This window comes from Neomoorella carbonis (assembly GCF_045278715.1).
In the GTDB taxonomy this organism is placed as follows: domain Bacteria; phylum Bacillota; class DSM-521; order Neomoorellales; family Neomoorellaceae; genus Neomoorella; species Neomoorella carbonis.
Genome location: NZ_CP136420.1, coordinates 646,806 through 668,442, shown reverse-complemented (window position 1 = coordinate 668,442; position 21,637 = coordinate 646,806). Strand labels below are relative to the sequence as shown.

The following is a 21,637-nucleotide window of genomic DNA, read 5'->3' as shown; positions in this document are numbered from 1 at the left end:
CTGTAAAAATAATAATTATAAAAATCTCAGGGACTGAATGGTGCCTTCCAGGGCGATGGCGTCCGGCTTGATCTCCCGCAGGAGTATGCCTGTCCCCTTGATCTCCAGTTCGCCGGTACTGAGTTTCAGGCGCACCAGGTCCGGCTGGTACTCGCTGATGCCCCGGTGGTTTTCCACTACCAGCCGGCTGTTGCCTACCAGGGTCAGGCGCGGCAGGTCCAGGACGGCATCTGCCGGTAGCTCTAAATATTCGGTAACAGCCCTTTCCAGCCGCCGGGCTCTGTCTATTAAATTGCGCCGGGAACGATTTTTCCCCATCCTGTCCCCTCCTGCCACTACTTTATGCAAAGGCAGGGCAAAAAAGACCGTAAAAAAGCCCGGTCCTGACGGACCGGGCCTGAATTCCAGGAAAGCTGGCCACCGGGAAAAATATCAGCCAGAGGGAGGTAACATACTCTGTTTCAGTGCCAGCGACGTTTGCGAGCCGCTTCGGATTTTTTCTTGCGCCTGACGCTGGGTTTTTCGTAGTGTTCCCGACGCCGGGCTTCTGAAAGAATGCCTGCCTTCTGACAGATACGCTTGAACCGCTTCAAAGCGGCATCAATGGATTCATTTTTGCCAATTCTAACCTCGCTCAACCCTTGCTTCCCTCCCCCCCGCCACCCGGTGGATGCTACCTGCAAAAGCTCAACATGATGTTAATTATACTCTATCCTTTTTTTGGCGTCAACCCAGGATTTGCAGGGGCCGTCCTCCCAGAAGATGAAAATGGAGGTGGTAAATAACCTGTCCGCCCTCTTCTTTACAATTATTTACCAGGCGAAAACCGCGCTCGGCCAGGCCCAGTTCGCGGGCAATTTGCACCGCCACTAGGTGGATGTGGCCGAGCAGCTCTTTGTCTTCCGGGGTAATAGCCGTGAGATCGGGTATATGCTTCCTGGGGATAATTAAAATATGTACCGGGGCTACCGGCCGGATATCTTTAAAGGCTACCACCTGCTCATCCTGGTAAACCACCTCGGCCGGGAGCTGACCCCCGGCTATTTTACAAAAGATACATTCCTCGGCCACGTGATTTACTCCCTTCGTAATGCTATACTAAATTTTATTTCTCTCTCCAGGGCCATTTTCCTGCTTCTCCCTAACATCTTTTTCTAATTTGCCCCAGATTAAACCTCCCCGTAATTCCTTAAGCCTTACCGAGACGAGTTCTCCCGTCAAATCCCTTTCCGCCGGAAAGGCTACGTTCAGGTAATTGCCGGTATGGCCTTCGTAAACCCCCGGCTGACCGGGCAAAGGTCTTTCAACCAGTACCGCCATGATCTCGTTTAAAAATTCCCGGGCATACTGGCGGGCCAGGCGGCGCCCCAGCTGCAGGAGCCGCCGTTCCCGCTCCTTTTTTACCTCGGGGGCTACTTGATCAGGCATGGCCGCCGCCGGCGTACCCCGGCGCGGGGAATAAGGAAAAACATGGATCGCGGCCAGGGCTGCTTCCTTGACTACCACCATGGTATTTTGAAACTGCTCCTCTGTTTCCCCTGGAAAGCCGACCATGACGTCGCTGGTAAAGGCTGCCCGGGGCCGCCTGGAGCGCAAGGAAGCGATTAACTCCAGGTAGTAATGGCTGCTGTAATGGCGTCCCATTCTTTGCAGGATGGTATCATCACCACTCTGGAGGGGGATATGGTAATGGGGACAGATAACCTCTTCCCCCGTTAGCACAGCCTTCAATTCGGGGGTAAAATCGAGGGGATCAATGGAACTGATGCGAAGGCGCTGCAGCCCCGGGACCCGGACAATTTTTTTCAGCAGACCGGCCAGGTCTATACCTCCGGGAAGGTCGCGGCCATAGGCGCCGGTGTGAACGCCGGTGAGGACTATTTCCAGATAACCGTCAGCTACCAGGCGCTCCACCTCGGCCAGGATCGCTTCTGGTGCCCGACTGCGTAAGGGCCCGCGGGCATAAGGCACGATGCAGTAAGTACAGAATTCCTCGCAACCTTCCTGAATCTTCAGGAAAGCCCGCGCCCTGCTCACTTCTACCAGGGGCAATTCCTCAAAGGTTTCGCCGGGCTCATGGGCGCGGACGGCGTTAACTGGAGTACCTTCCTCACGTGCTTTTTCTACTAATTCTACCAGCCGGTGCCGGTCCCGGGTACCGACGATTACATCAACGCCGGGAATAGCCAGCACCTCCTCCGGGGCTACCTGGGCATAGCAGCCGGTAACGGCCACCACTGCTTCCGGGTTGGCCCGCAGGGCGCGGCGGATGTACTGTCGCGACTTGCGGTCGCTGATGTGGGTGACGGTGCAGGTGTGGACGACATAGACGTCGGCCTTTTCCGGGAAGGGTACGATCTCGTAGCCAGCCTCCCGGAAAAGGTGCTTCATGGCTTCCAGTTCGTTCTGGTTGACTTTGCAACCCAGGCTTACCAGGGCAACCCGGGGTGAGGGCACGAGTTTCATCTCTGTTCCTCCGAAAATAGGGTTCTCCGCCAGAAATGGTACCTTCTGGTGGGGATATGTCCCTGCGCCGCTCAGAAGTTACGCGCCGACAGGACTACGGCTCGGTTCGGACCGCTGCTCGCCGCCTGCGGATTGCCCATGAACAGGCTCCTGGTTCCGCAAACTTTACTCCTTCTATGAGATTACGTTATTCCCTCACATAGGTACGCTCAGGCGTCCTCGGCGTCGGCAGCGGTTGCCTCACCTCGCCTGTCCTGTTACCGGCGCTCCACTATTCGCGGCTCCGGGACATATCCCCATCCTAACGCCCAGATAAATTTTCATGTCTCGCTGAAGGGGGCGTCAGCCCCCCAGCTCCCCTAGGGCATACATGATGGCAGCCAGGCAGACCAGGCCGGCCGTTTCCGTCCTCAGGATGCGGGGGCCGAGGGTTACGGGTAAACCACCAAATTTACGGGCCAGGTCAACTTCCGCCCGGCTCAAGCCCCCTTCGGGGCCGATGAGCAGGGCCAGTTCCTGTTCCTCCGGGACCACAGTGAGGATGGACTTGAGGTCGCAGGAGCGCTCTTCTTCCCAAGGCACCAGCAACAGGGTGCCCGGGCTAAGGCCGGCCAGGGCCGCCGGGAGTTCCAGGGGACCCTCCACCGCCGGGATCAAGTGCCGCCGGCTCTGGCGGGCTGCTGCCCGAGCCTTGTGCTGCCAGCGTTCCCGCCGCCGGATACAGGCGTCCTGGTCCGGCCGGGGGATGGAACGTTCCGTATTGAGGACGACGATCCTGGCTACCCCTAATTCTGTACATTTTTCGATGATAAAATCCATTTTATCGCCCTTGGGCCAGCCCTGGTAGAGGGTGACTTTTACCCGCGGCTCGGGGCTCTCCAGGGGGGCCTTGACAGCGGCGACCACCCGGTCTTTGTTGATGGCGATGATTTCCGCCAGGTACCCCTGACCCTGGCTGTCGGCCAGGGAGATGGTCTCTCCCACCCGCAGGCGCAGGACGCGGAGGGCGTGATGCGCGTTTTCCCCTTCCAGGACGGCCGGTTCTCCGGGTACAACCGGACCGGGCAGAAAAAAATGGTGGGCCATAACGGCTCACCCTCCTACAGGGTTGCTGAACATAATCCTACCAGCCTCCAGGGACATGACTTTAGCCCATGAAGGCATCCCTTACCTTCTTAAAGAAACCTTTATCCTGTTCCCTGGTGCCTTTGGGCTCCCAACCGTACAGGCGGGCAAACTCCCGCAGCAGTTCCTTTTGTTTTTCATTAAGGTTGGTAGGCGTCTCGACATGAATCCGGACATGCTGATCACCCCGGCCGGCGCCGTTCAGGCGGGGGATGCCCTTGCCCTTCAGCCTGAAGGTGGCCCCGCTCTGGGTGCCGGCGGGGATATTCAGTTCTACTTTACCGTCCAGGGTAGGCACCAGGATCCTGTCACCCAGGGCCGCCTGGACCATGGTTACCGGCACCTCGCAGAGGACGTCATACCCTTCCCGCCGGAAAAAGGGATGGGGCCGGACATTAATATAGACATAGAGGTCGCCCGGCGGCCCGCCGCGGATACCGCTCTCGCCTTCGCCGGCCATGCGCAGGCGGGCACCCGTATCCACCCCCGCGGGAATTTTGATCTTTATCTTACGGGTGCGCTGGACTACACCCCGGCCGCGGCAGGTGGGACAGGGCGTTTCAATAATGGTCCCCTGACCGTGGCAGTGGTGACAAGTACGGATGGTCTGGAAGTGGCCCAGGGGCGTGCTCTGGGAGATGCGGATCTGCCCGCTGCCGTGGCAGGTGGGGCAGGTCCTGGGCCTGGTGCCGGGCGCCGCGCCGCTGCCGTCACAGGCCGGACACTTTTCCTGGCGCGGCACGCCGATTTCCTTTTCCCCGCCGAAGGCGGCTTCTTCAAAGGAGATTTCTATATCCAGGCGCAGGTCATCGCCCCGCTGGGGACCCTGGCGCCTGGCCGTGCGGCCAAAACCGCCGCCAAAGAACATGTCAAAGATGTCGCCAAAGGTGCCGAAATCGGCCCCGGCGCCGCCGAAGTCAAAACCGCCGAAGCCGGGCCCGCCCGTCTCCATGCCGGCATGGCCGAACTGGTCGTAACGGGCCCTCTTCTCCGGGTCGCTCAAGACTTCGTAGGCTTCCTGGACCTCTTTGAACTTTTCTTCGGCCTCTTTATTCCCCGGGTTCATATCCGGGTGGTACTTGCGCGCCAGCCGGCGGTAAGCCTTTTTGATATCCGCCTCGGAGGCATCCCGGGAAACCCCCAGGACCTCATAATAATCGCGCTTAGCCATGACTGGTCACCGGCTTTTATTTCTTGTCGTCATCGACGATTTTGTAGTCGGCATCGTAGACATTGCCGTCCTGTTTGGCCTCGCCGGTAGAACCGCTGCCACCCTGGGCCCCGCCGGCCTGGGCACCGGCCTGCTGGTACACCTTCGTGGTCAGGGTATAGAGGGCCTGGGAAAGGGCTTCCATCTTTTCTTTGATTTTCGCGGTATTCTTGCTGTCCAGGACGTCCTGGAGTTCTTTCTTCGCCTGTTCGATACGGTCCACATCGGCCTTGTCGGCTTTATCTTTAAATTCCTTCAGGGTGCGCTCGGTCTGGTAGATGAGGGAATCGGCCTGGTTCCTGGTCTCAATTTCCTCTTTACGCTTGCGGTCGCTCTCAGCATAGGCCTCGGCATCCTTAACCATGCGCTGGATTTCTTCTTCCGTGAGGCCGCTGGAGGAAGTAATAGTGATGGCCTGCTGTTTACCGGTAGCCAGGTCTTTGGCCGAGACGTGAACGATGCCGTTGGCGTCGATATCAAACTTAACTTCAATCTGGGGTACACCCCGGGGCGCCGGCGGGATACCCGTCAGCTGGAAACGGCCCAGGGTTTTATTGTCGGCGGCCATGGCCCGCTCGCCCTGGAGGACGTGGATTTCCACCGTGGTCTGGTTGTCGGCGGCAGTGGAAAAGATCTGGCTCTTGGACGTCGGGATGGTGGTGTTGCGTTCAATTATTTTCGTAAACACGCCGCCCAGGGTTTCTATCCCCAAGGACAACGGGGTGACATCCAGGAGCAGGACGTCCTTGACCTCGCCGGCCAGGACTCCGGCCTGGATGGCTGCCCCCAGGGCGACACACTCATCCGGGTTGATGCCCTTGTGGGGTTCTTTGCCCAGGATCTTGCGCACCGTCTCCTGGACCAGGGGCACCCTGGTGGAGCCGCCTACCAGCAAAACCTTATCAATATCTTTGGGCTCCAGCCCGGCGTCGGCCAGGGCCTGCCTGGTGGGGCCGATGGTCTTCTCTACCAGGTCGGCTATCAATTCTTCAAACTTGGCCCGGGTGAGATTCACATCCAGGTGGACGGGGCCGTTGGGTGTTGCCGAGATGAAGGGCAGGTTAATGTTGGTGCTGGTCATGCTGGAAAGCTCGATTTTAGCTTTTTCCGCCGCTTCCTTCAGGCGCTGCATGGCCATTTTATCCTGCCTCAGGTCCACCCCGTGCTCCCGGCGGCAGATGTCGACCAGGTAGTCCATGATCCGCTGGTCAAAGTCGTCGCCGCCCAGGCGGTTATTGCCGCTGGTGGCTTTGACTTCAAAGACGCCGTCCCCCAGTTCCAGGATGGAAACGTCAAAAGTACCGCCGCCCAGGTCATAAACAAGGATGGTCTGGTCCTCTTCTTTGTCCAGGCCGTAGGCCAGGGATGCGGCCGTAGGCTCGTTGATAATCCTTAAAACCTCCAGGCCGGCAATGCGGCCGGCGTCTTTGGTCGCCTGGCGCTGGCTGTCAGTAAAGTAAGCCGGTACCGTTATGACCGCCTGGGTCACCTTTTCGCCCAGGTAGGCCTCAGCGTCGGCCTTCAGCTTTTGCAGGATCATGGCCGATATTTCCTGCGGTGTGTATTCCTTGTCATCGATTTTTACTTTATAATTGGTGCCCATATGGCGTTTAATGGACATGACGGTCCGGTCGGGATTGGTGATGGCCTGGCGTTTGGCTACCTGGCCAACAACCCGCTCCCCGTCCTTAGTAAAAGCCACAACGGAAGGGGTGGTACGGCCGCCTTCCGCATTGGGGATAACTACTGCTTCCCCACCTTCCATGACGGCTACGCAGGAGTTGGTCGTACCCAGGTCAATACCGATTACTTTACCCATTGTTATCTACCTCCTGTTCTCCAGCTTCCTGTTTGTTTTCCTGTTCCGTAGCACCGGCCGCTACCGCCACTTTGACCATGGCCGGCCGCAGAAGCTTGCCATGCAAAGTATAACCCCGGCGGAACTCTTCAACCACCAGGTTTATTTTGTCCGGCTCTGTAGTTTCTTCCCGCGCTACCGCTTCATGAAACTCAGGATTAAAGGGCTGGCCCAGGGCGGCTACGGGTATTAACCCTTCCCGGGTTAAGACTTCCTTTAAATGCCGCAGGGTCATCTCCACCCCGGTTTCCAGGGCCTGCTTTTCCGCCCCTGCAGCTGCTGCCAGAGCCAGTTCCAGGTTATCCAGGACGGGCAAGAGGCTCTCAATGAGCCTGGCATTGGCCAGCCTGGTCAGTTCTTCCTGCTCGCGGCGGGTACGCTTGCGGTAGTTGTCAAAATCGGCCTGCAGGCGTAAAAGACGCTGCTGCAGCTCGGCCAAAGCCGTCTCTTTAGCGGCCAGCTCCGCCTGAAGACGGTTTAATACTTCCTGGCAGGCTTCTCCGGCCGTCTCGTTATTTTCCTTGACCGGCTCTTCTCCAGCCCCGGCCGGGCTGCCGCCTGCTTCCTGCCCTGCCCCTTCCCCTGCTTCTCCGGCAGGTGCTTCTCCCGGCCTGGTCAGGCCTTCTTCCATTTCCCCACCAGCCGCTCCATTATTGATTTTATTCTCCTGCCTGGCATCCATAACTTTCTACGGTCACTCCCTTTCGTAAAAAAGGCCAGCACCTAAAGGCACCGGCCTGGTCCAGGTGGCCCTGAAACTCTAGAGGTAAAATTGCTCCAAGGCGCGGGATAAGCTATCGGCTACACACTGGAGGACCGATATAACCCGGGAATAGTGCATCCGCGTTGGTCCGAGTAAGCCCACTTTACCCATTATTTTCCCTTCGACGGCATAGCTAATGGTTACTACGCTGCATTTATCAATACCTTCTTCTTTATTCTCCTGGCCGATCCTGATAGTCAGGCCGCTTCCAGGAGTAGCATTAAAAATACGCCTCAACGCCTCTTCCCGCTCAAGAAAAGCCAGGATATCCTTGACCTTCTCTAAATTTTTAAACTCCGGCTGGCTTAGAATGTTGAGGATGCCTTCCAGGTAAACTTTCTCGCCGCCTTCCAGGGCCAGGATCTGCTGTAAAAGGTCAACCACCTGTTTGATTAAACCCCGGTGCTCGGCTACTTCCCGGTAAATATCCCGCAATACCGCCTGGCGTAATTCTTCCAGCGCCAGGCCTTGCAGGTTGGCATTGAGAACCCGGGAGATACGGGTTAGATCCTCCGGCGTTACGTCTTCCGGAATGACAAAAATCCGGTGTTCAACTATACCGGTGCTGGTAACTGCTACCAGCAGAGCCTTGTTGGTCGAATGCACAGGTAAAATTTGTACCTGCTCCAGGACGGCATTATTCTGGTAGGGGCCCAGGGCTACTGCCGTATAAGCAGTCATCTCGGACAGCAAACGGGCCGTTTCCTCCAGGACCTGCTCAATTTCCAGCATTTTTTGGTTGTAACGCCGGCGCACGTATTCCTCTTCTGCCGGGGTTAGTTTTTCCGGCGCCATGAGGCAGTCAACGTAGTAACGGTAACCGTAATCCGAAGGTATGCGGCCGGCCGAGGTATGGGGTTGCTCCAGCAAGCCCATTTCCTCCAGGTCGGCCATCTCATTTCGGATGGTGGCTGGACTTACCCCCAGGTTGTACCGCCGGGCAATGGTGCGTGAGCCTACCGGTTCGCCAGTAAGGATATAATCCTGAACTACGGCGGCCAGGACCTTTTTTTTCCGCTCATCCATCCGCATGATCTCACCTTCTTATTAGCACTCTTAAGGCAAGAGTGCTAAGAGCTTACTTAAAACATACCACCGGCCTTTCGTTTTGTCAAGGGAAAGTAACGATACACAACCCACTAGCTCCATGGCCCCGCCGTACTGCCGGCGGCAATATATTGCTGCAGCACAAGACTATCAGGCTGGCATAGTTACATAAACAACAAGACCTTTGTCCAGTGGCAAATACACCAAACAAAGGTCTTGCTCCCCTTAACAACCGATAGTGCTCTTATCGAGCGTACTGACGCCCTTGACCAACAGGCTCTGAAGCCTGTTTAGAACTGGCCGACCATAATGCCGACCCCGGTGGCATAGAAAAGATACCGGCTGGCGAACTCGGCCAGAATGAGGAGCGCCAGGGCACCGTAGAGCCACTGTCCCGCCACGGTCGAACCCTTTTCGCCGTAAGCCCGCAGGGCCAGAATGGTAAAGACAAGACCGCCGATTACTGCCAGGGCCTGGCTAAGGATTAGCACCGGCGCCGCTCCCACGAGTAACCGGGCTGATTCTTGCGCTGCCACGGGACCGGCGCTCAGGCCGGCCAGGTAAGGCGGCAGGCTGACCAGCTGCAGGGCTATGCCCGCGACCGCCAGGATGACCGTTGTTTTCAGCATACTTTCCTGGCCTTCCTGCCGGGCCCGGTAGGCGAGGACGGCGTAGAGAATGGCCCCCAGCACCAGGGCCGTACTGTAGAAGGATATATGGGTATAGACCGTCGCCCACGCCGGCAGGATGGTGTGGACATAGATGTTGGCCATGCTGATAAGGGCCAGGACGCCGCACAGGCCGGCCAGCCAGCCTGTAATCGCCTTCACCCCTTCGCCGACCTGGGTCCGCAGTTCCACAAAGTAACTTGCCAGCCACAGGACGAAGAAACCTGTCGCGAAGAAGATTTCCCGGCTCAGCCATGAGGTTTTCAGGTTAAAAATGGCCCGCGGCGCTCCCAGGGGACTGCCCAGGTGTCCCAGGGAGACTATCATGCTGGCCGCCATGAGGATACCCACCCACAGGAGAACCGGCTTGAGCCCTGCCCTCTGCTTTAAGTTCAAGGCCTGGGCAACGACCATTAAACCTACGCTCGTCTGGGCCAGCAGGGTAAAAAGCACCAGTGCCCATTCTTTTCCCATCAGCTTCTCCTCCCTTTTCTTTATTTCCCCAGGGCTGCATCCCGGTGAGGGGTTATTAAAATTGAGGGTTTGGTAATGCCGGGGTCAGGCAGGCCTTTGATCCGGTTGGTACCGCCGTATTTCTTTTTGAGCTCGTCCAGGGGGCCGAAATCCAGTACCCGCATGGGGCAGGCGGCCACGCACGCCGGTTGTTCCCCTTTGGCCAGGAGATCGCGACAGAAGTCGCACTTGCCCACCTTGCCGCTTTTGGGGTTATACTGGGGCGCGCCGTAGGGGCAGCTCCAGATGCAGTAACGGCAACCGATGCATTTATTCTGGTCGATAAAGACAACCCCGTCCTCGGGGCGCTTCTGCATGGCTCCGGTGGGGCAGTTTTTGACGCAGGGCGCCGCCTGGCAGTGGTTGCACCCCAGGGAAATCCAGTAGGCATAAACGTCGGCCTTTAAGGCATTGTTGCCTACCTCCGTATAGCCGCCCCCGGCTATTTCATGGACACGCCGGAAGAGCTGCCCTACCTCCAGGTCGTTTTTATCTTTGCAGGCGATCTGGCAGGTAAAGCAGCCGATGCAGCGGTCCTGCTGGATATGGAAACCTAGCTGACCGGCCATATTTTCTTCCTCCGTTCTATCTTTTACCTCTTTTTACCTCTATCGCTCCTCTTACAACAGGATTACAGGCTCCCAACTTAAGCTTTGACTACCTGCACCAGGTTGGTATGCTGGGGGTTGCCGTGGGCCAGGGGCGTGGGATGATATTTGGTAATAACGTTGGCACAGCCCCGCTGATCAACCCCATTGGCATCGGGTGACCACCAGGCCCCCTGGGGTACGGAAACTACTCCCGGCATAATCCGCGGCGTCACTTTGGCCGGCAGGATCATCGCACCCCGGTCGTTAAATACCTTTACTTTATCGCCGTCTTTAATACCCCGGGCTTCAGCGTCTATGGGATTAATCCATACCACTTGGGGAGCCACTTCTTCCATCCAGGGTACATTATCAAAGGTTGAATGGGAACGGCGGCGATAGTGGGGCGTAATACACTGCAATGGGTATTTTTCCCGCAAGGGATCCTGGGGCCCCTCCCAGGAAGGTACATATTTGGGTATAGCCGGAATTTCCTTGGGATTATTCATCTTCCATAAACGCTCTGAGAAGATCTCGATCTTACCCGATGGTGTCGGAAAAGGATTATTGACCGGGTCTTCAATTTGCTTTTTAAAGGCGATAGCCGGCTCGGGGTACTGCCACTGGTAATAGCCCTTCTGTTTAAACTCTTCGTAGGTAGGAAATTCCGGGTGGTTTTTCCTGGTTTCGTCAACAATATAACGCAACCAGTCTTCGAGGGTCCTGCCTTCTGTAAATTGCTCCTTAAGGCCCAGTTTATCAGCTAAATCAGTAACCCAATCATAACCATTACGGCACTCAAACACAGTGTCTACGGCCTTGTTCATAAAGAGCAGGTAATCGCCAAAACCCCAGGGCGTTACTATATCATCCCGCTCCATATAATTATCTGCGGGCAGGAGGATATCGGCAAATTTGGCACTCGGCGTCATGAATTGTTCGCTTACAACGATAAATTCTACCAGGCTTTCGTCCTGGAGCAACTGGGCGGTAGCGTTACAATCAGAGTGCTGGTTAATCAGGGTATTACCGGCCAGGTTAAAGATAAGTTTAATGTTAGCAGATAAACGCTCGACTCCCTGGACACCATCCGCCGCCCCCATACCCTTTCCTCGCTTTATTGCGTCGGGCCAGATAAAACAAGATATACTTGCTTTGCAGGGGTTTTTAATAGGGATGCTTCCTATTTTCTGGGTCCGGGCCTGGTAACCAGCCCCTGAGGCCCAGCCCCCGCTTATACCGACGTTACCGGTGATGGCGGCCAGCACAGTTCCACCCCGGACAAACTGCTCCCCATAGGCCTGTCTCTGGGGACCCCAGCCTTGCAGGAGGGCCGCCGGTTTCATGGTAGCATATTCCCGGGCCAGTTTAATAATGGTGTTCCTGGGTACCCCGGTGATGGCTTCGGCCCATTCCGGCGTCTTGGGAGTTTTGTCATCGCCCAGGCCCAGGATATAGCTTTTGTACGAGTTGCCGGGTGGAATGCCCGGCGGCATGTGCTCCTCGTCAAAACCGAGACAGTACTTATCCAGGAAGGCCTGATCATGGAGGTTTTCCGTAATCATGACGTAGGCCATGGCATCCATGAGGGCGTTATCGGTCGTCGGCCGGATAGGAATCCACTCGTCGGCCAGGCCGATTACGGTATCCGTGTACCGTGGATCAATAACAATGATTTTTGCCCCGGCTTCCTTGGCCCGCCGCAGGTAGTACATGGTATTGGTACCATGTATTGTTTCGGTAGGGTTCCAGCCCCAGAGAATAATCAGCTTGGAATTAACCCAGTCTTCCCGGCTATTACCGGTATTTATTGTACCGTAGGTGTATGGTGTTGCATATTGGGTTTGAGCCGTGCTGTAAGTTCCGTAGTAATTAAGGTAACCTCCATATAAGCCCAGGAGGCGCTGCATCCACACCCTTTCAGCTACCTTGCCGGCATTACCGGAAGCATAGTGGACATATATAGCCTCAGGACCATACTGTTGCATTATCCGTTTGGTCTGCTCGGCGATGGTAGTTATGGCCTCATCCCAGCTAATACGCTGGAATTTGCCTTCCCCGCGTTTGCCCACCCTTTTCATAGGATATTTTAAACGATCGGGGTGATAAAGGCGGTTGCGGTATGAACGGCAGCGGAGGCAGGCCCTCAACTGCGGCCTGGCTTCAGTATCCGGAGCATCATCGGTAGTAATACGGACGATAACTCCATCTTTCACATGAGCTTTGACGATGCAACGGCCGCCGCAGTTGTGGGAACCTGACGTTGGGACAATCTTTACCCCTTCGTCTTGAGAGCCAGAATTAGAGACTGCATCTACTTTTTTCCCCCATGACAGGGTGGTCAGGGCTGCGGCCCCACCGGCGGCAGCCGCGCTAAGGGTTAAAAACTTGCGCCTGGAGATGGGCTTGAGCCACAGTTTGGTGTCCTCAGCCATACTGCCTTTCCTCCTTTTTTAAACTGCGTTAACAATCAAATAGTAAGACCATATATTCTTCCAGCCACGCTTCTTTCCCTTTGGCCTGGGCGCCAAAATTTCACCCCCTTTCGTCCAACCGGCCAGGATCCGCCTGTCCGGTCCTTAAAGTTAAATATCGGTTTCCGGATCAAATATTTCCGGGCGCGTCAGTTCGACCTTCAATTCCCGCAGGTAGCTGCCGTCCTGGCGTTTCTCCATCACGCTGGTTGAAATACCCACCTCAATGTCGAGGCCTGCCAGCTCTTTAACCTTGCTGATATGAAATTCAAGAAAACGGTATTGCTTATTGAGGGTATACTGGTGGTAATTAATTTTCTTAAATACTTCCAGGACCCGGGGAATGTCGTCTCCAAATACCTTGGCCGATTTGTAGAAGTAATCCCGGGGTGAGAAATACAGGAAGGCAGCTACTTTCTGCCCGTAGTTTTGCTGGTAAATCTGGCCGGTATTTTTATTTTCCAGGGAGCAATAGTGAATGCCCAGCTGCAACCCCTTCTCCAGGGCAAAGTCGATCAGTTCCAGGCAATCCAGCTCGCTCCCGGCTACCGGCAGGCCCCCGCCGTACCAGTAATTGTAAAGCACCCGGTAAGGTGGATTCTTGATCTTATACCCCCTCTCGTTGTAAATAGCCACATTATTAAAGGGAAAGCAGAACTCCAGCAGGTTGATGCCAAAGATACCCAGACGGTCCAGTTCCAGTAATATTTTCTGCATGGGTTTCACCGTGCCGGGCAGGACGGGCATTTCCACCATTACCCGGGGAATATACTTCCTGGCCAGGGCTATATGCTCGTAGGTACGCCGCCGCACCCCTTCCGGGTCATGCAGCCTGATACTGAAGCGGATTTCGTCCAGGCCGGCCCTTTGCAATTCTACCAGGATTTCTTCGCCGGCCAGGTCGCCGGCCGTATAGAGCCGGGTATAAACGCCGGGAAATTTCGCCCTGGCGGCGCGGAAAAAGGCCACGGTTTCTGCCGGGTGGAGGAGGGGTTCTCCCCCCGTCAGGGCCAGGTGGGTTATTTTCTGCCCGGCTTTTTGTAAATACTCCAGTTCCCGGAGACAATCCCTTTTATTTCGGGAGTAGTAATCGTAATTCTCCTGGTTGGGGTTAAAGCAAAAAAAGCAACGGCGATGGCACTGGAGGGAGATGAAAAAGGTCAGGCTCCCCACACCTTTCTGACAGGCCAGGCACGCTGGGGAAATACGGTTGATATACAGGCTCTTAGCGTCGTTGCGGACGACTACACCCTTCCGGCGCAAATCTTCAATTCGCCGCCGCGTCTCTTCATGATAGCTATCCCGGGCAACGTCTATGCCGCTACGCCGGACTTGTTCCATAAAGTCTTCGTATATCTGCGTATACATCCCGGCGTACTTCGCCAGGGCAGGGTTTTTGATATGGGACAGGGTTTCCCGGCAGATATCAGTAATCACATTCGCCACCCCTGTTGATGGCCACCGTCAACCCATGGTTAAAGGTACCGTTTTCCACTATTACTTTCTGGCTTCATCGGCCGGCTTAATAGTAATCGAGGGATTGGTTATGCTGGAGGCCGGCAGGCCCTTGATGTCCGCCGTGCCACCGTATTTCCGCCGCAGTTCCTCGATATCGCCCCAGTCCAGGGCGCGCATTATGCAGGCGGCGACACAGGCTGGCTGTTCGCCCCTGTCAATTAAATCCGCGCAGAGGTTACACTTGCCTACTTTACCCTCGGACGCAATATATTGCGGGGCACCGTAGGGGCAGGACCAGACGCAGTAGCGGCAACCGATACATTTGTTGCGATCCTGCATGACAATGCCGTCTTGCCTTTTATAGAGGGCACCGGTAGGACAATTCCGGACACAGGGCGCCTGGGCGCAATGATTGCAACCCAGGGAGATATGGTAAAACCAGGGGTGCGGGAACTTACCGCCTTCTACGGTATAGACCTGGCGGAAGAGCACCCCTGCCTCCAGGTTATTCTTATCTTTACAGGCGATCTGGCAGGTTTTACAGCCGATGCAGGCAGTCATATCGTAGTAAAAGCCCAGTTGAGCCATTATCCCGCCTCCCTAAAAAACGATGCGCAGGGGCCATCTGTCGTCAGGCGGCAACGGCGCCCCGGTCCATTTTTCAACCTGGACATTGCAGGAGTTCCAGCCCGAGATCCCCTGACCCGTAGGGATGGCCCCGCAGAGGATATTATCGGCGCCGGCTTTATCGATACCGGTCTTTTCGTCTATCTCCACCCAGGCGCCGTGGGGCAAGGCGACAACACCTGGCATGATCCGTTCTGTCAGGTGTACCGGGCGCAGGGTCTTGCCATGGCGGCTGGTGATCAGGATGGTGTCCCCTTCTTTAATCCCCCGCCCGACGGCATCAACCGGATTCATCCAGGCGTGGTTAAGGAAGGCCTCACGTAGCCAGGGGATATTGTCGAAGACCGAGTGGGATCGCCGGAGATAATGGGGCGTAATTAGCTGCAGGGGATAATCTCCCTTAATCTTTTTCGCCCAATCGGCAAAGGTGTCCTCATAACCCTCCCGGGGCGGGGTGTAAGCAGGTATGGGCCTGATTTCCGTCCAGCCTTTATCCTTGACCATCTTGGCCAGGGCTTGGGAATAAATCTCCAATTTACCGGTAGCAGTCTTTAAGGGGTGGCCCTGGGGATCCTCACGGAAGTCTTTAAGGGCGATAAAGCCGAGCTTGTCACCGGGTTTCCGGGGTACCTGGTAGATCCCCTTCTCCTGGAATTCCTGTAAAGTAATCCGGCCCTGCTGGGGCTCGCCCTGGACGCCCCAGGCGGCGATGTCCGCTGCCGTAATGGTCAACAGCTTCTCAAACCCGGAACCGTCCTCCTTCATTACCTTTGCCCCCGCCAGCTGGTTGAAGAGCTGCTGCTTGGGAGAGGTCGGGAAAGCCTGCCGGGGGTCAAGGTCCAGCCTCTTGGCGAGCTCGATGGCGATCCACTGGTCGTCCCGGGCTTCATAGAGGGGTTCGGTTATTTTAGTGTAGTAGATCAAAATTTCCCGGTTGCCGGTAAGGAGCCCCCCCTCCCGTTCCCATTCGGTAGTCACCGGGAGAACCACGTCGGCATACATGGAATTGGTGGTCAGGAACTGGGAATGGGAAACAACAAACTCCACCTTGCGATGGGCCTCAATGCCTTTGGTCATCCCGTCCCGGGTCTGCAGGGTGGCGCCGCCGCCGTGGTAGATCATCTGGATATTGATCTCCCGGATGTCGTTATAACCGGCGGTGTATTTGCCTTTGAGAATCGCGTCCCAAATCTCATTGTCGTTGATGCTGTCGGTAACCGGATTTTTAATGTTGGGTAAACCTTTGCTGCCGGGAACCACCAGGGGCGGCCCGCCGTTAGCGGCGTTTTGGTGACAGCTGACGCCGGTCATTCGCCCCGGCTGGCCGATGTGGCCCGTCATGCAGCCCAGGGTCATGAACATCTGGGGCCAGGAATCACTGTTGTGGACCCGGGCCGGCGCCCAGCCGGTGAGGAGGGCGACCCTTTTAGTGGTAGCGATTTCTCGGGCCAGGCTGCGGATCTTCCCGGGGTCGACACCGCAGATCTCTGCCGCCCATTCCGGCGTCTTGGGCACACCGTCATAGGTGCCCAGGACATAGTCTTTAAAGTTTTCTTTGGGATCCACTCCCGGCGGCATATGGTCGGCATCGAAACCAATGGTACACCGGTTCAGAAAGTCCCAGTCGATTAACGGGTTGGTGGCCGGGTCATCTTCTGTAATCAGGGTATAGGCCATACCCAGGAGCATGGCGTGGTCGGTGGCTGGCCGGATAGGGATCCACTCCCCTCCCAGGACTCGCGCCGCATCGGTGTAAATGGGATCGATAAAAATGAACTTGGTGCCGGCCTTTTTCGCCTGCAGGTAGATATAGGTGGGATTGCCCAGGCTGCTCCAGGCCGGGTTGGCTCCCCAGAGGACGATGAGCTGAGAATTGCGTAAATCAAAGCGGTCGTTGTGGCTGAAATTATAATAACCGTCCGCCAGGCCGATGATGTCACCGGTATAGCGCCAGGAACCCCACGAAGTAGTACCCCAGTGGGACACATATCCGCCGTAGAGGGCCAGGATATTGCTGATTTCACTGCCGCCGCCGACAAAAATGGACCTGTTCCCGTATTTCGCCTTGATCCTTTTAATCTCGCTGGCTACAATATCCAGGGCTTCATCCCAAGAAATGCGCACCCATTCGTCCCGGCCCCGCAGTTCCTTATTGCCACCGCCAGGTTCCCAATGCTTACGTTTCATGGGATATTTCAACCGGTCGGCGCCGAAGACCTGCTTGCGCTGGGAACGCCCCCGGGCACAGCCCCGCTGCTGGGGGAAATCAGGGGTGTCGGGATGGGTATCGTCGGTCTTTTGCCGTACGACCACCCCGTCAACTACATAGGCTTTATTCAGGCAGCGGCCCCCGCAGTTATGCCAGCAAGCAGCGGTAAGCCACCGGCCCTCTTTACTGGCCAGCCTGGCCGCCTGGTCGCTAGAGACTTGAATTAGACCGCTGCCGCAGCCCGCCAGGGTAAGGGCCGCCGAGGCAGCAGCCGCTGATTTCAGGAAAGCCCTGCGGTTCATTTTGTATTCCAGGGCTTTTTCGATGAGATTACTCATGCTTCCCTCACCTCCGAAAAAGTCATTCGCAGCTAACCTTGATACACGCAGGCTTGTTTACGGCCAGGTCGTTCGTTGCAAACAAAACTAACCCGCAATTTTCATGCTAGTAATAGTTACGCTTTCTCAGGCAATCGCCTGCAACAATTCTGCTGTGGCCTGCCGGTCCAGGTAGATAAATCCCTTCAGCAGGCGAGCCATTCCCTGGTAAAAATCAGTAGTCGCGCTATGGATTACATCCTCGGCAAACCGGGGTACCCATTTAAGGAGGTGATCAGTCAGGAATGCCTCCTGGTCTTTGAGGATGGCCTCAGCACCCACAGCATCCCTGACGGCCGCTTTCCCCGCCACCATTTCGCTCAACCGGAACATGAATTCCAGTTCCAGCCCCAGGTGGTCATCAGCCTCCCGGTGATAGTTCCTGGGTATAAAGCTGTAACTAAGATAAGCGCGCCTTACGGCCAGGGTTTCTTCCTGGAAAAGCAGCCGCTCCTCATTTAGATAGGCCGATTCCCACGGTGGTGCCGGGAGCTGGTAGGGGCCAACGAACATCCGGGTATAATCCCACCGCAACCTTTCCAACTCTTCATCCCGGGCGCCTGCTGCCATTGATTTATATCTCTCCAGGTATTTATTTACCTGCTCCACCCCGGCCCCGATTTCCTGGTTATCTCCGGTAAAAGGAAACGAGGGAATCATTTCATCCCGCTCCAGGAGGTCGATAAACTCCCGGGAAGGCTCCTGGATAAAGGTGCTGCGCAATAAGTTATAAGCAAACATCCTTGCCTCACATAGGATCTGGATACCTTCCCACTTCTTTGCCGCGTTTTCTGTCATGGCCATGGGCCGACCTCCCTTCCCTCTTTATGAGTGTCCTAACGTTCACATATAGAAAGAATTGCCGTATTAATTTAGGGTTATTTCAACATCCCTGTGGCTCTTCCTTTATCTCAACCTGCAAATCTTGCCCATTAACTTTTGTAGCAGCATACAAAAACAATAGCAAAAACTACCCCTGACCAACCAATCCTACCGACTGCATTTATACATCGGCCAAACATAAATGCCGCCAGCAAAGACCTTGCTGGCGGCAAAAGGAATACGAAACCCTGATCATACAAACTGCACAAAAACCTCATTGGCAAGGGGTAAACCCTTTTCGGTAAGCTTTAAATGACCGTCTTTTTCCTCTACCAGCCCTGCCTGGTAGAGCCGGTCCAGCTCCCGGTCATAAACTTCCCGGGCGTCAACACCAAATCGCTGCCGGAAGGCCTGTAAGTCGACGCCGGCCATCAGACGCAGCCCCATGAACATGGTTTCGGCCATCTGCTGGTGGGACGTTAAGGTTTCTATTTCCGCCCGGGGCAGCCGGCCGCGGGATAAGGCGTGCTGGTACCGGTGCAGCTCGCTATAATTCTGCCAGCGCCGGTCCTGCCAGTAAGAGGCCGCCGCCGCCCCCAGGCCCAGGTAGGGGCGGTTAAACCAATAAGTGAGGTTGTGGCGGCACTGGTACCCCGGCCGGGCGAAGTTGGATATTTCATACTGCTGGTAACCGACTGCGGCGAGCATTTGCCGGGCTTCCTGGTACATGGCCAGTTCCAGTTCTTCCCCTGGCAGGGGTAACTCGCCGGCAGCCGCCAGCTTTCCCCAGGGTGTACCTTCCTCCACCTGAAGGCTGTAAGCGGCAATATGCTCGGGCTGGAGGGCTATGGCTTCTTTTAAAGTAGCCCGCCAGCCGTCCAGGGTCTGACCCGGCAGGCCGAAGATCAGGTCCAGGTTGATATTTTTAAAGCCGGCCCGGCGCGCCAGTTCGCAGGCCCGGTAGATGTCCCGGCGCCGGTGGATGCGGCCCATGGCCCTGAGGAGGTCGTCGTCAAAGGCCTGGGCCCCCAGGGAGAGGCGGTTCACCCCGGCGGCCAGCAGGACCCGGAGTTTAGCGTCATCCACCGTGCCGGGGTTGGCTTCTACGCTGACCTCCGCCCCCGGCTGCCGGCCGAAGAAGCGGTCCACGGCGTCCAGGACCTGCTCCAAATTACGGGCTGGGAGCAGGGTCGGGGTACCGCCGCCAATATAAACGGTGGCCGCCGGTCCCGGCTGCCATTTCCCGGCAACCAGCTCCATTTCCCGCTCCAAGTCCCGGCAGTAGGCGGCCATTTCCTCCGGCGGCCGGCCGGGATAGGAGACGAAGTCGCAGTAATGGCACTTGCGGACACAGAAGGGGATATGGATGTAAAGGGCGTGGCTGGCTTTTGTTTGGAGCGAGCGACTTGGCCCGAGCGGTGAAGTGGCCTTGGTGAAGCCGAAGAGTGAGGGCGGGGCCGAGGACAGGAGGTCCGAGGCCGGCCTCTGAGGCAAGGATGCCGAATAGGCCGGGAACCCCGCCTTAAGCCTTACGGCTGAAACCTTAGGCCACTCCGCAAGGGCCAGGGAGCGAGCGAAAACAAAGCCAGCTACCATATCCTACGACTTCCCTACCTTCAGCACGGCCATAAAGGCCTCCTGGGGGATGTCCACCGTGCCCACCTGTTTCATGCGCTTCTTGCCTTCCTTTTGTTTCTCCAGGAGCTTGCGCTTCCGCGTCACATCACCGCCGTAACACTTGGCCAGGACGTTTTTGCGCAGCGCCGGGATGGTTTCCCGCGCGATTACGCGGCTGCCGATGGCGGCCTGGATGGGCACGTCAAAGAGCTGGCGGGGTATCAGCTGACGCAGGCGTTCCACCAGGGCCCGGCCGCGGTGGTAGGCCTGGTCCCGGTGGGTGATCACCGACAGGGCATCCACCACTTCATTATTGATAAGGATATCCATCTTCACCAGTTCCGCCGGCCGGTAGCCCTTGACTTCATAATCCAGGGATGCGTAGCCCCGCGTCCGGCTTTTAAGCTGGTCAAAGAAATCATAGATAATTTCCGCCAGGGGCAGGTCGTACTTTAAAGCCACCCTTTTCTCGGAAAGGTAATCCATATTAAGGAAAGTGCCGCGTTTTTCCTGGCAGAGTTCCATTACCGGACCCACATATTCTTTGGGTGTCATAATGGTGGCCTCGACGTAGGGCTCTTCAATATGGTCTATCAGGTTAGGTGCCGGCAGGGCGGTGGGATTGTCAACCATCTCCACCCGCCCGTCGGTCCGCACCACCCGGTAGACTACGCTGGGAGCGGTAGTTATGAGTTCCAGGCCGTACTCCCTTTCCAGCCGCTCCTGGATGATCTCCATGTGCAGGAGTCCCAGGAAACCGCAGCGAAAACCGAAACCAAGGGCCACCGATGTTTCCGGTTCAAAGCTCAACGAGGCGTCATTTAACTGCAGCTTTTCCAGGGCGTCCCGCAGGCTGTCAAATTGTTCCGAGTCCACCGGGAACAGGCCGCAGTAAACCATGGGCATTACCCTGCGGTAGCCCGGCAGGGGCTCCCTGGCCGGCCGGGTGGCGCTGGTAATGGTGTCGCCGACGCGGGTATCCTTGACATTTTTAATGCTGGCGGAAAGATAGCCTACCTCGCCGGCGGCCAGTGTTGTGACCTGCCGCGGCGCCGGGGTGAAAACGCCCACCTCATTGACTTCAAATTCGGCCCCCGTGGCCATGAAACGGATGCGGTCGCCTTTCTGCACCCGGCCCTCGACAACCCTGATATAGGGGATAGCGCCCCGGTAGCTGTCGAAGATGGAATCAAAAATCAGCGCCTTCAGCGGCGCTTCCCGGTCGCCCCGGGGAGGAGGAATACGCCGGACGATGGCCTCCAGAATCTCTTCCGTCCCCACCCCCGTCTTGGCCGAGGCAAGGATGGCTTCACTGGCATCCAGGCCGATGACGTCCTCTATCTCGCGGCGTACCCGTTCCGGCTCGGCATTGGGCAGGTCGATTTTATTGATGACCGGGATAATTTCCAGGTTGTGTTCCAGGGCGAGGTAAACATTGGCCAGGGTCTGGGCCTCAATGCCCTGGGCCGCGTCAACCACGAGCAGCGCTCCTTCACAGGCAGCCAGGCTCCGGGATACTTCATAGGTAAAGTCCACGTGCCCCGGGGTGTCAATCAAGTTTAAAACATATTCCTGGCCGTCCCGGGCGCGATAATTCAGGCGGACCGCCTGCAGCTTGATGGTGATGCCCCGCTCCCGTTCCAATTCCAGAGTATCCAGGACCTGATCCACCATCTCCCGCTTGCTCAAAGCACCGGTAAACTCCAGGAGACGGTCGGCCAGGGTAGACTTGCCGTGGTCAATATGGGCAATGATGCAGAAATTACGGATATTTTTCGGCTCCGTCACTAAAAAACTTCCTCCCCCAAAAATGGAA

18 protein-coding genes are annotated in these 21,637 nt (G+C 56.6%); all 18 read right to left on the bottom strand.

Going from position 1 to position 21,637, the window contains the following annotated elements:
* Positions 1–15: 15 nt before the first annotated feature.
* The 18 genes from yqfC to lepA all read right to left on the bottom strand — a co-directional run bounded on the left by yqfC (position 16) and on the right by lepA (position 21,609).
* Positions 16–318 (bottom strand): sporulation protein YqfC, encoded by a 303-nt coding sequence (yqfC, locus tag MCACP_RS03310; RefSeq protein WP_406677969.1) that lies wholly within the window; start codon positions 316–318, stop codon positions 16–18.
* A gap of 143 nt (positions 319–461) precedes the next feature.
* The gene (rpsU, locus tag MCACP_RS03305) at positions 462–638 is read right to left on the bottom strand and encodes a 30S ribosomal protein S21 (RefSeq protein ID WP_106004464.1); all 177 of its coding nucleotides are present in this window, start codon (positions 636–638) and stop codon (positions 462–464) included.
* Between the two features lie 88 nt (positions 639–726).
* Positions 727–1,071, bottom strand: a complete 345-nt coding sequence (locus MCACP_RS03300) for a histidine triad nucleotide-binding protein (protein WP_406677968.1) — start codon at positions 1,069–1,071, stop codon at positions 727–729.
* 27 nt (positions 1,072–1,098) lie between these two features.
* Positions 1,099–2,466, bottom strand: a complete 1,368-nt coding sequence (gene mtaB / locus MCACP_RS03295) for a tRNA (N(6)-L-threonylcarbamoyladenosine(37)-C(2))-methylthiotransferase MtaB (protein WP_406677967.1) — start codon at positions 2,464–2,466, stop codon at positions 1,099–1,101.
* 342 nt (positions 2,467–2,808) lie between these two features.
* The gene (locus MCACP_RS03290) at positions 2,809–3,552 is read right to left on the bottom strand and encodes a 16S rRNA (uracil(1498)-N(3))-methyltransferase (RefSeq protein ID WP_406677965.1); all 744 of its coding nucleotides are present in this window, start codon (positions 3,550–3,552) and stop codon (positions 2,809–2,811) included.
* Positions 3,553–3,613: 61 nt separating this feature from the next.
* A complete protein-coding gene (gene dnaJ / locus MCACP_RS03285) occupies positions 3,614–4,762 on the bottom strand; it encodes a molecular chaperone DnaJ (protein ID WP_406677964.1) in 1,149 nt (382 codons plus the stop codon).
* Positions 4,763–4,778: 16 nt separating this feature from the next.
* Positions 4,779–6,620 (bottom strand): molecular chaperone DnaK, encoded by a 1,842-nt coding sequence (gene dnaK, locus MCACP_RS03280; protein ID WP_406677963.1) that lies wholly within the window; start codon positions 6,618–6,620, stop codon positions 4,779–4,781.
* Positions 6,613–7,341 (bottom strand): nucleotide exchange factor GrpE, encoded by a 729-nt coding sequence (grpE, locus tag MCACP_RS03275; protein ID WP_406677962.1) that lies wholly within the window; start codon positions 7,339–7,341, stop codon positions 6,613–6,615. Before grpE ends, dnaK begins: the two co-directional genes overlap by 8 nt.
* A gap of 78 nt (positions 7,342–7,419) precedes the next feature.
* Positions 7,420–8,454 (bottom strand): heat-inducible transcriptional repressor HrcA, encoded by a 1,035-nt coding sequence (hrcA, locus tag MCACP_RS03270; protein ID WP_406677961.1) that lies wholly within the window; start codon positions 8,452–8,454, stop codon positions 7,420–7,422.
* 305 nt (positions 8,455–8,759) lie between these two features.
* On the bottom strand, positions 8,760–9,611 hold the full coding sequence (locus MCACP_RS03265; protein ID WP_406677960.1) for a dimethyl sulfoxide reductase anchor subunit family protein: 852 nt from the start codon (positions 9,609–9,611) through the stop codon (positions 8,760–8,762).
* A 20-nt stretch (positions 9,612–9,631) separates the two neighbouring features.
* A complete protein-coding gene (locus MCACP_RS03260) occupies positions 9,632–10,219 on the bottom strand; it encodes a DMSO/selenate family reductase complex B subunit (RefSeq protein WP_406677959.1) in 588 nt (195 codons plus the stop codon).
* 77 nt (positions 10,220–10,296) lie between these two features.
* Entirely contained in the window at positions 10,297–12,672 is a 2,376-nt protein-coding gene (locus MCACP_RS03255) for a DMSO/selenate family reductase complex A subunit (RefSeq protein ID WP_406677958.1), read from the bottom strand.
* Positions 12,673–12,822: 150 nt separating this feature from the next.
* Positions 12,823–14,148 (bottom strand): radical SAM protein, encoded by a 1,326-nt coding sequence (locus tag MCACP_RS03250; protein ID WP_406677957.1) that lies wholly within the window; start codon positions 14,146–14,148, stop codon positions 12,823–12,825.
* Between the two features lie 60 nt (positions 14,149–14,208).
* Positions 14,209–14,757 carry a DMSO/selenate family reductase complex B subunit gene (locus tag MCACP_RS03245; RefSeq protein WP_406677956.1) on the bottom strand — a complete coding sequence of 183 codons (549 nt, stop codon included), beginning with the start codon at positions 14,755–14,757 and terminating at the stop codon, positions 14,209–14,211.
* Between the two features lie 12 nt (positions 14,758–14,769).
* On the bottom strand, positions 14,770–17,343 hold the full coding sequence (locus MCACP_RS03240; RefSeq protein WP_406677955.1) for a dimethyl sulfoxide reductase subunit A: 2,574 nt from the start codon (positions 17,341–17,343) through the stop codon (positions 14,770–14,772).
* A 126-nt stretch (positions 17,344–17,469) separates the two neighbouring features.
* Positions 17,470–18,186, bottom strand: a complete 717-nt coding sequence (locus tag MCACP_RS03235) for a TorD/DmsD family molecular chaperone (RefSeq protein WP_406677954.1) — start codon at positions 18,184–18,186, stop codon at positions 17,470–17,472.
* 270 nt (positions 18,187–18,456) lie between these two features.
* The gene (hemW, locus tag MCACP_RS03230) at positions 18,457–19,572 is read right to left on the bottom strand and encodes a radical SAM family heme chaperone HemW (protein ID WP_428847734.1); all 1,116 of its coding nucleotides are present in this window, start codon (positions 19,570–19,572) and stop codon (positions 18,457–18,459) included.
* A 231-nt stretch (positions 19,573–19,803) separates the two neighbouring features.
* Positions 19,804–21,609: a translation elongation factor 4 gene (gene lepA / locus MCACP_RS03225; RefSeq protein WP_406677952.1), complete on the bottom strand. Its 1,806-nt coding sequence runs from the start codon at positions 21,607–21,609 to the stop codon at positions 19,804–19,806.
* Between the last annotated feature and the right edge of the window lie 28 nt (positions 21,610–21,637).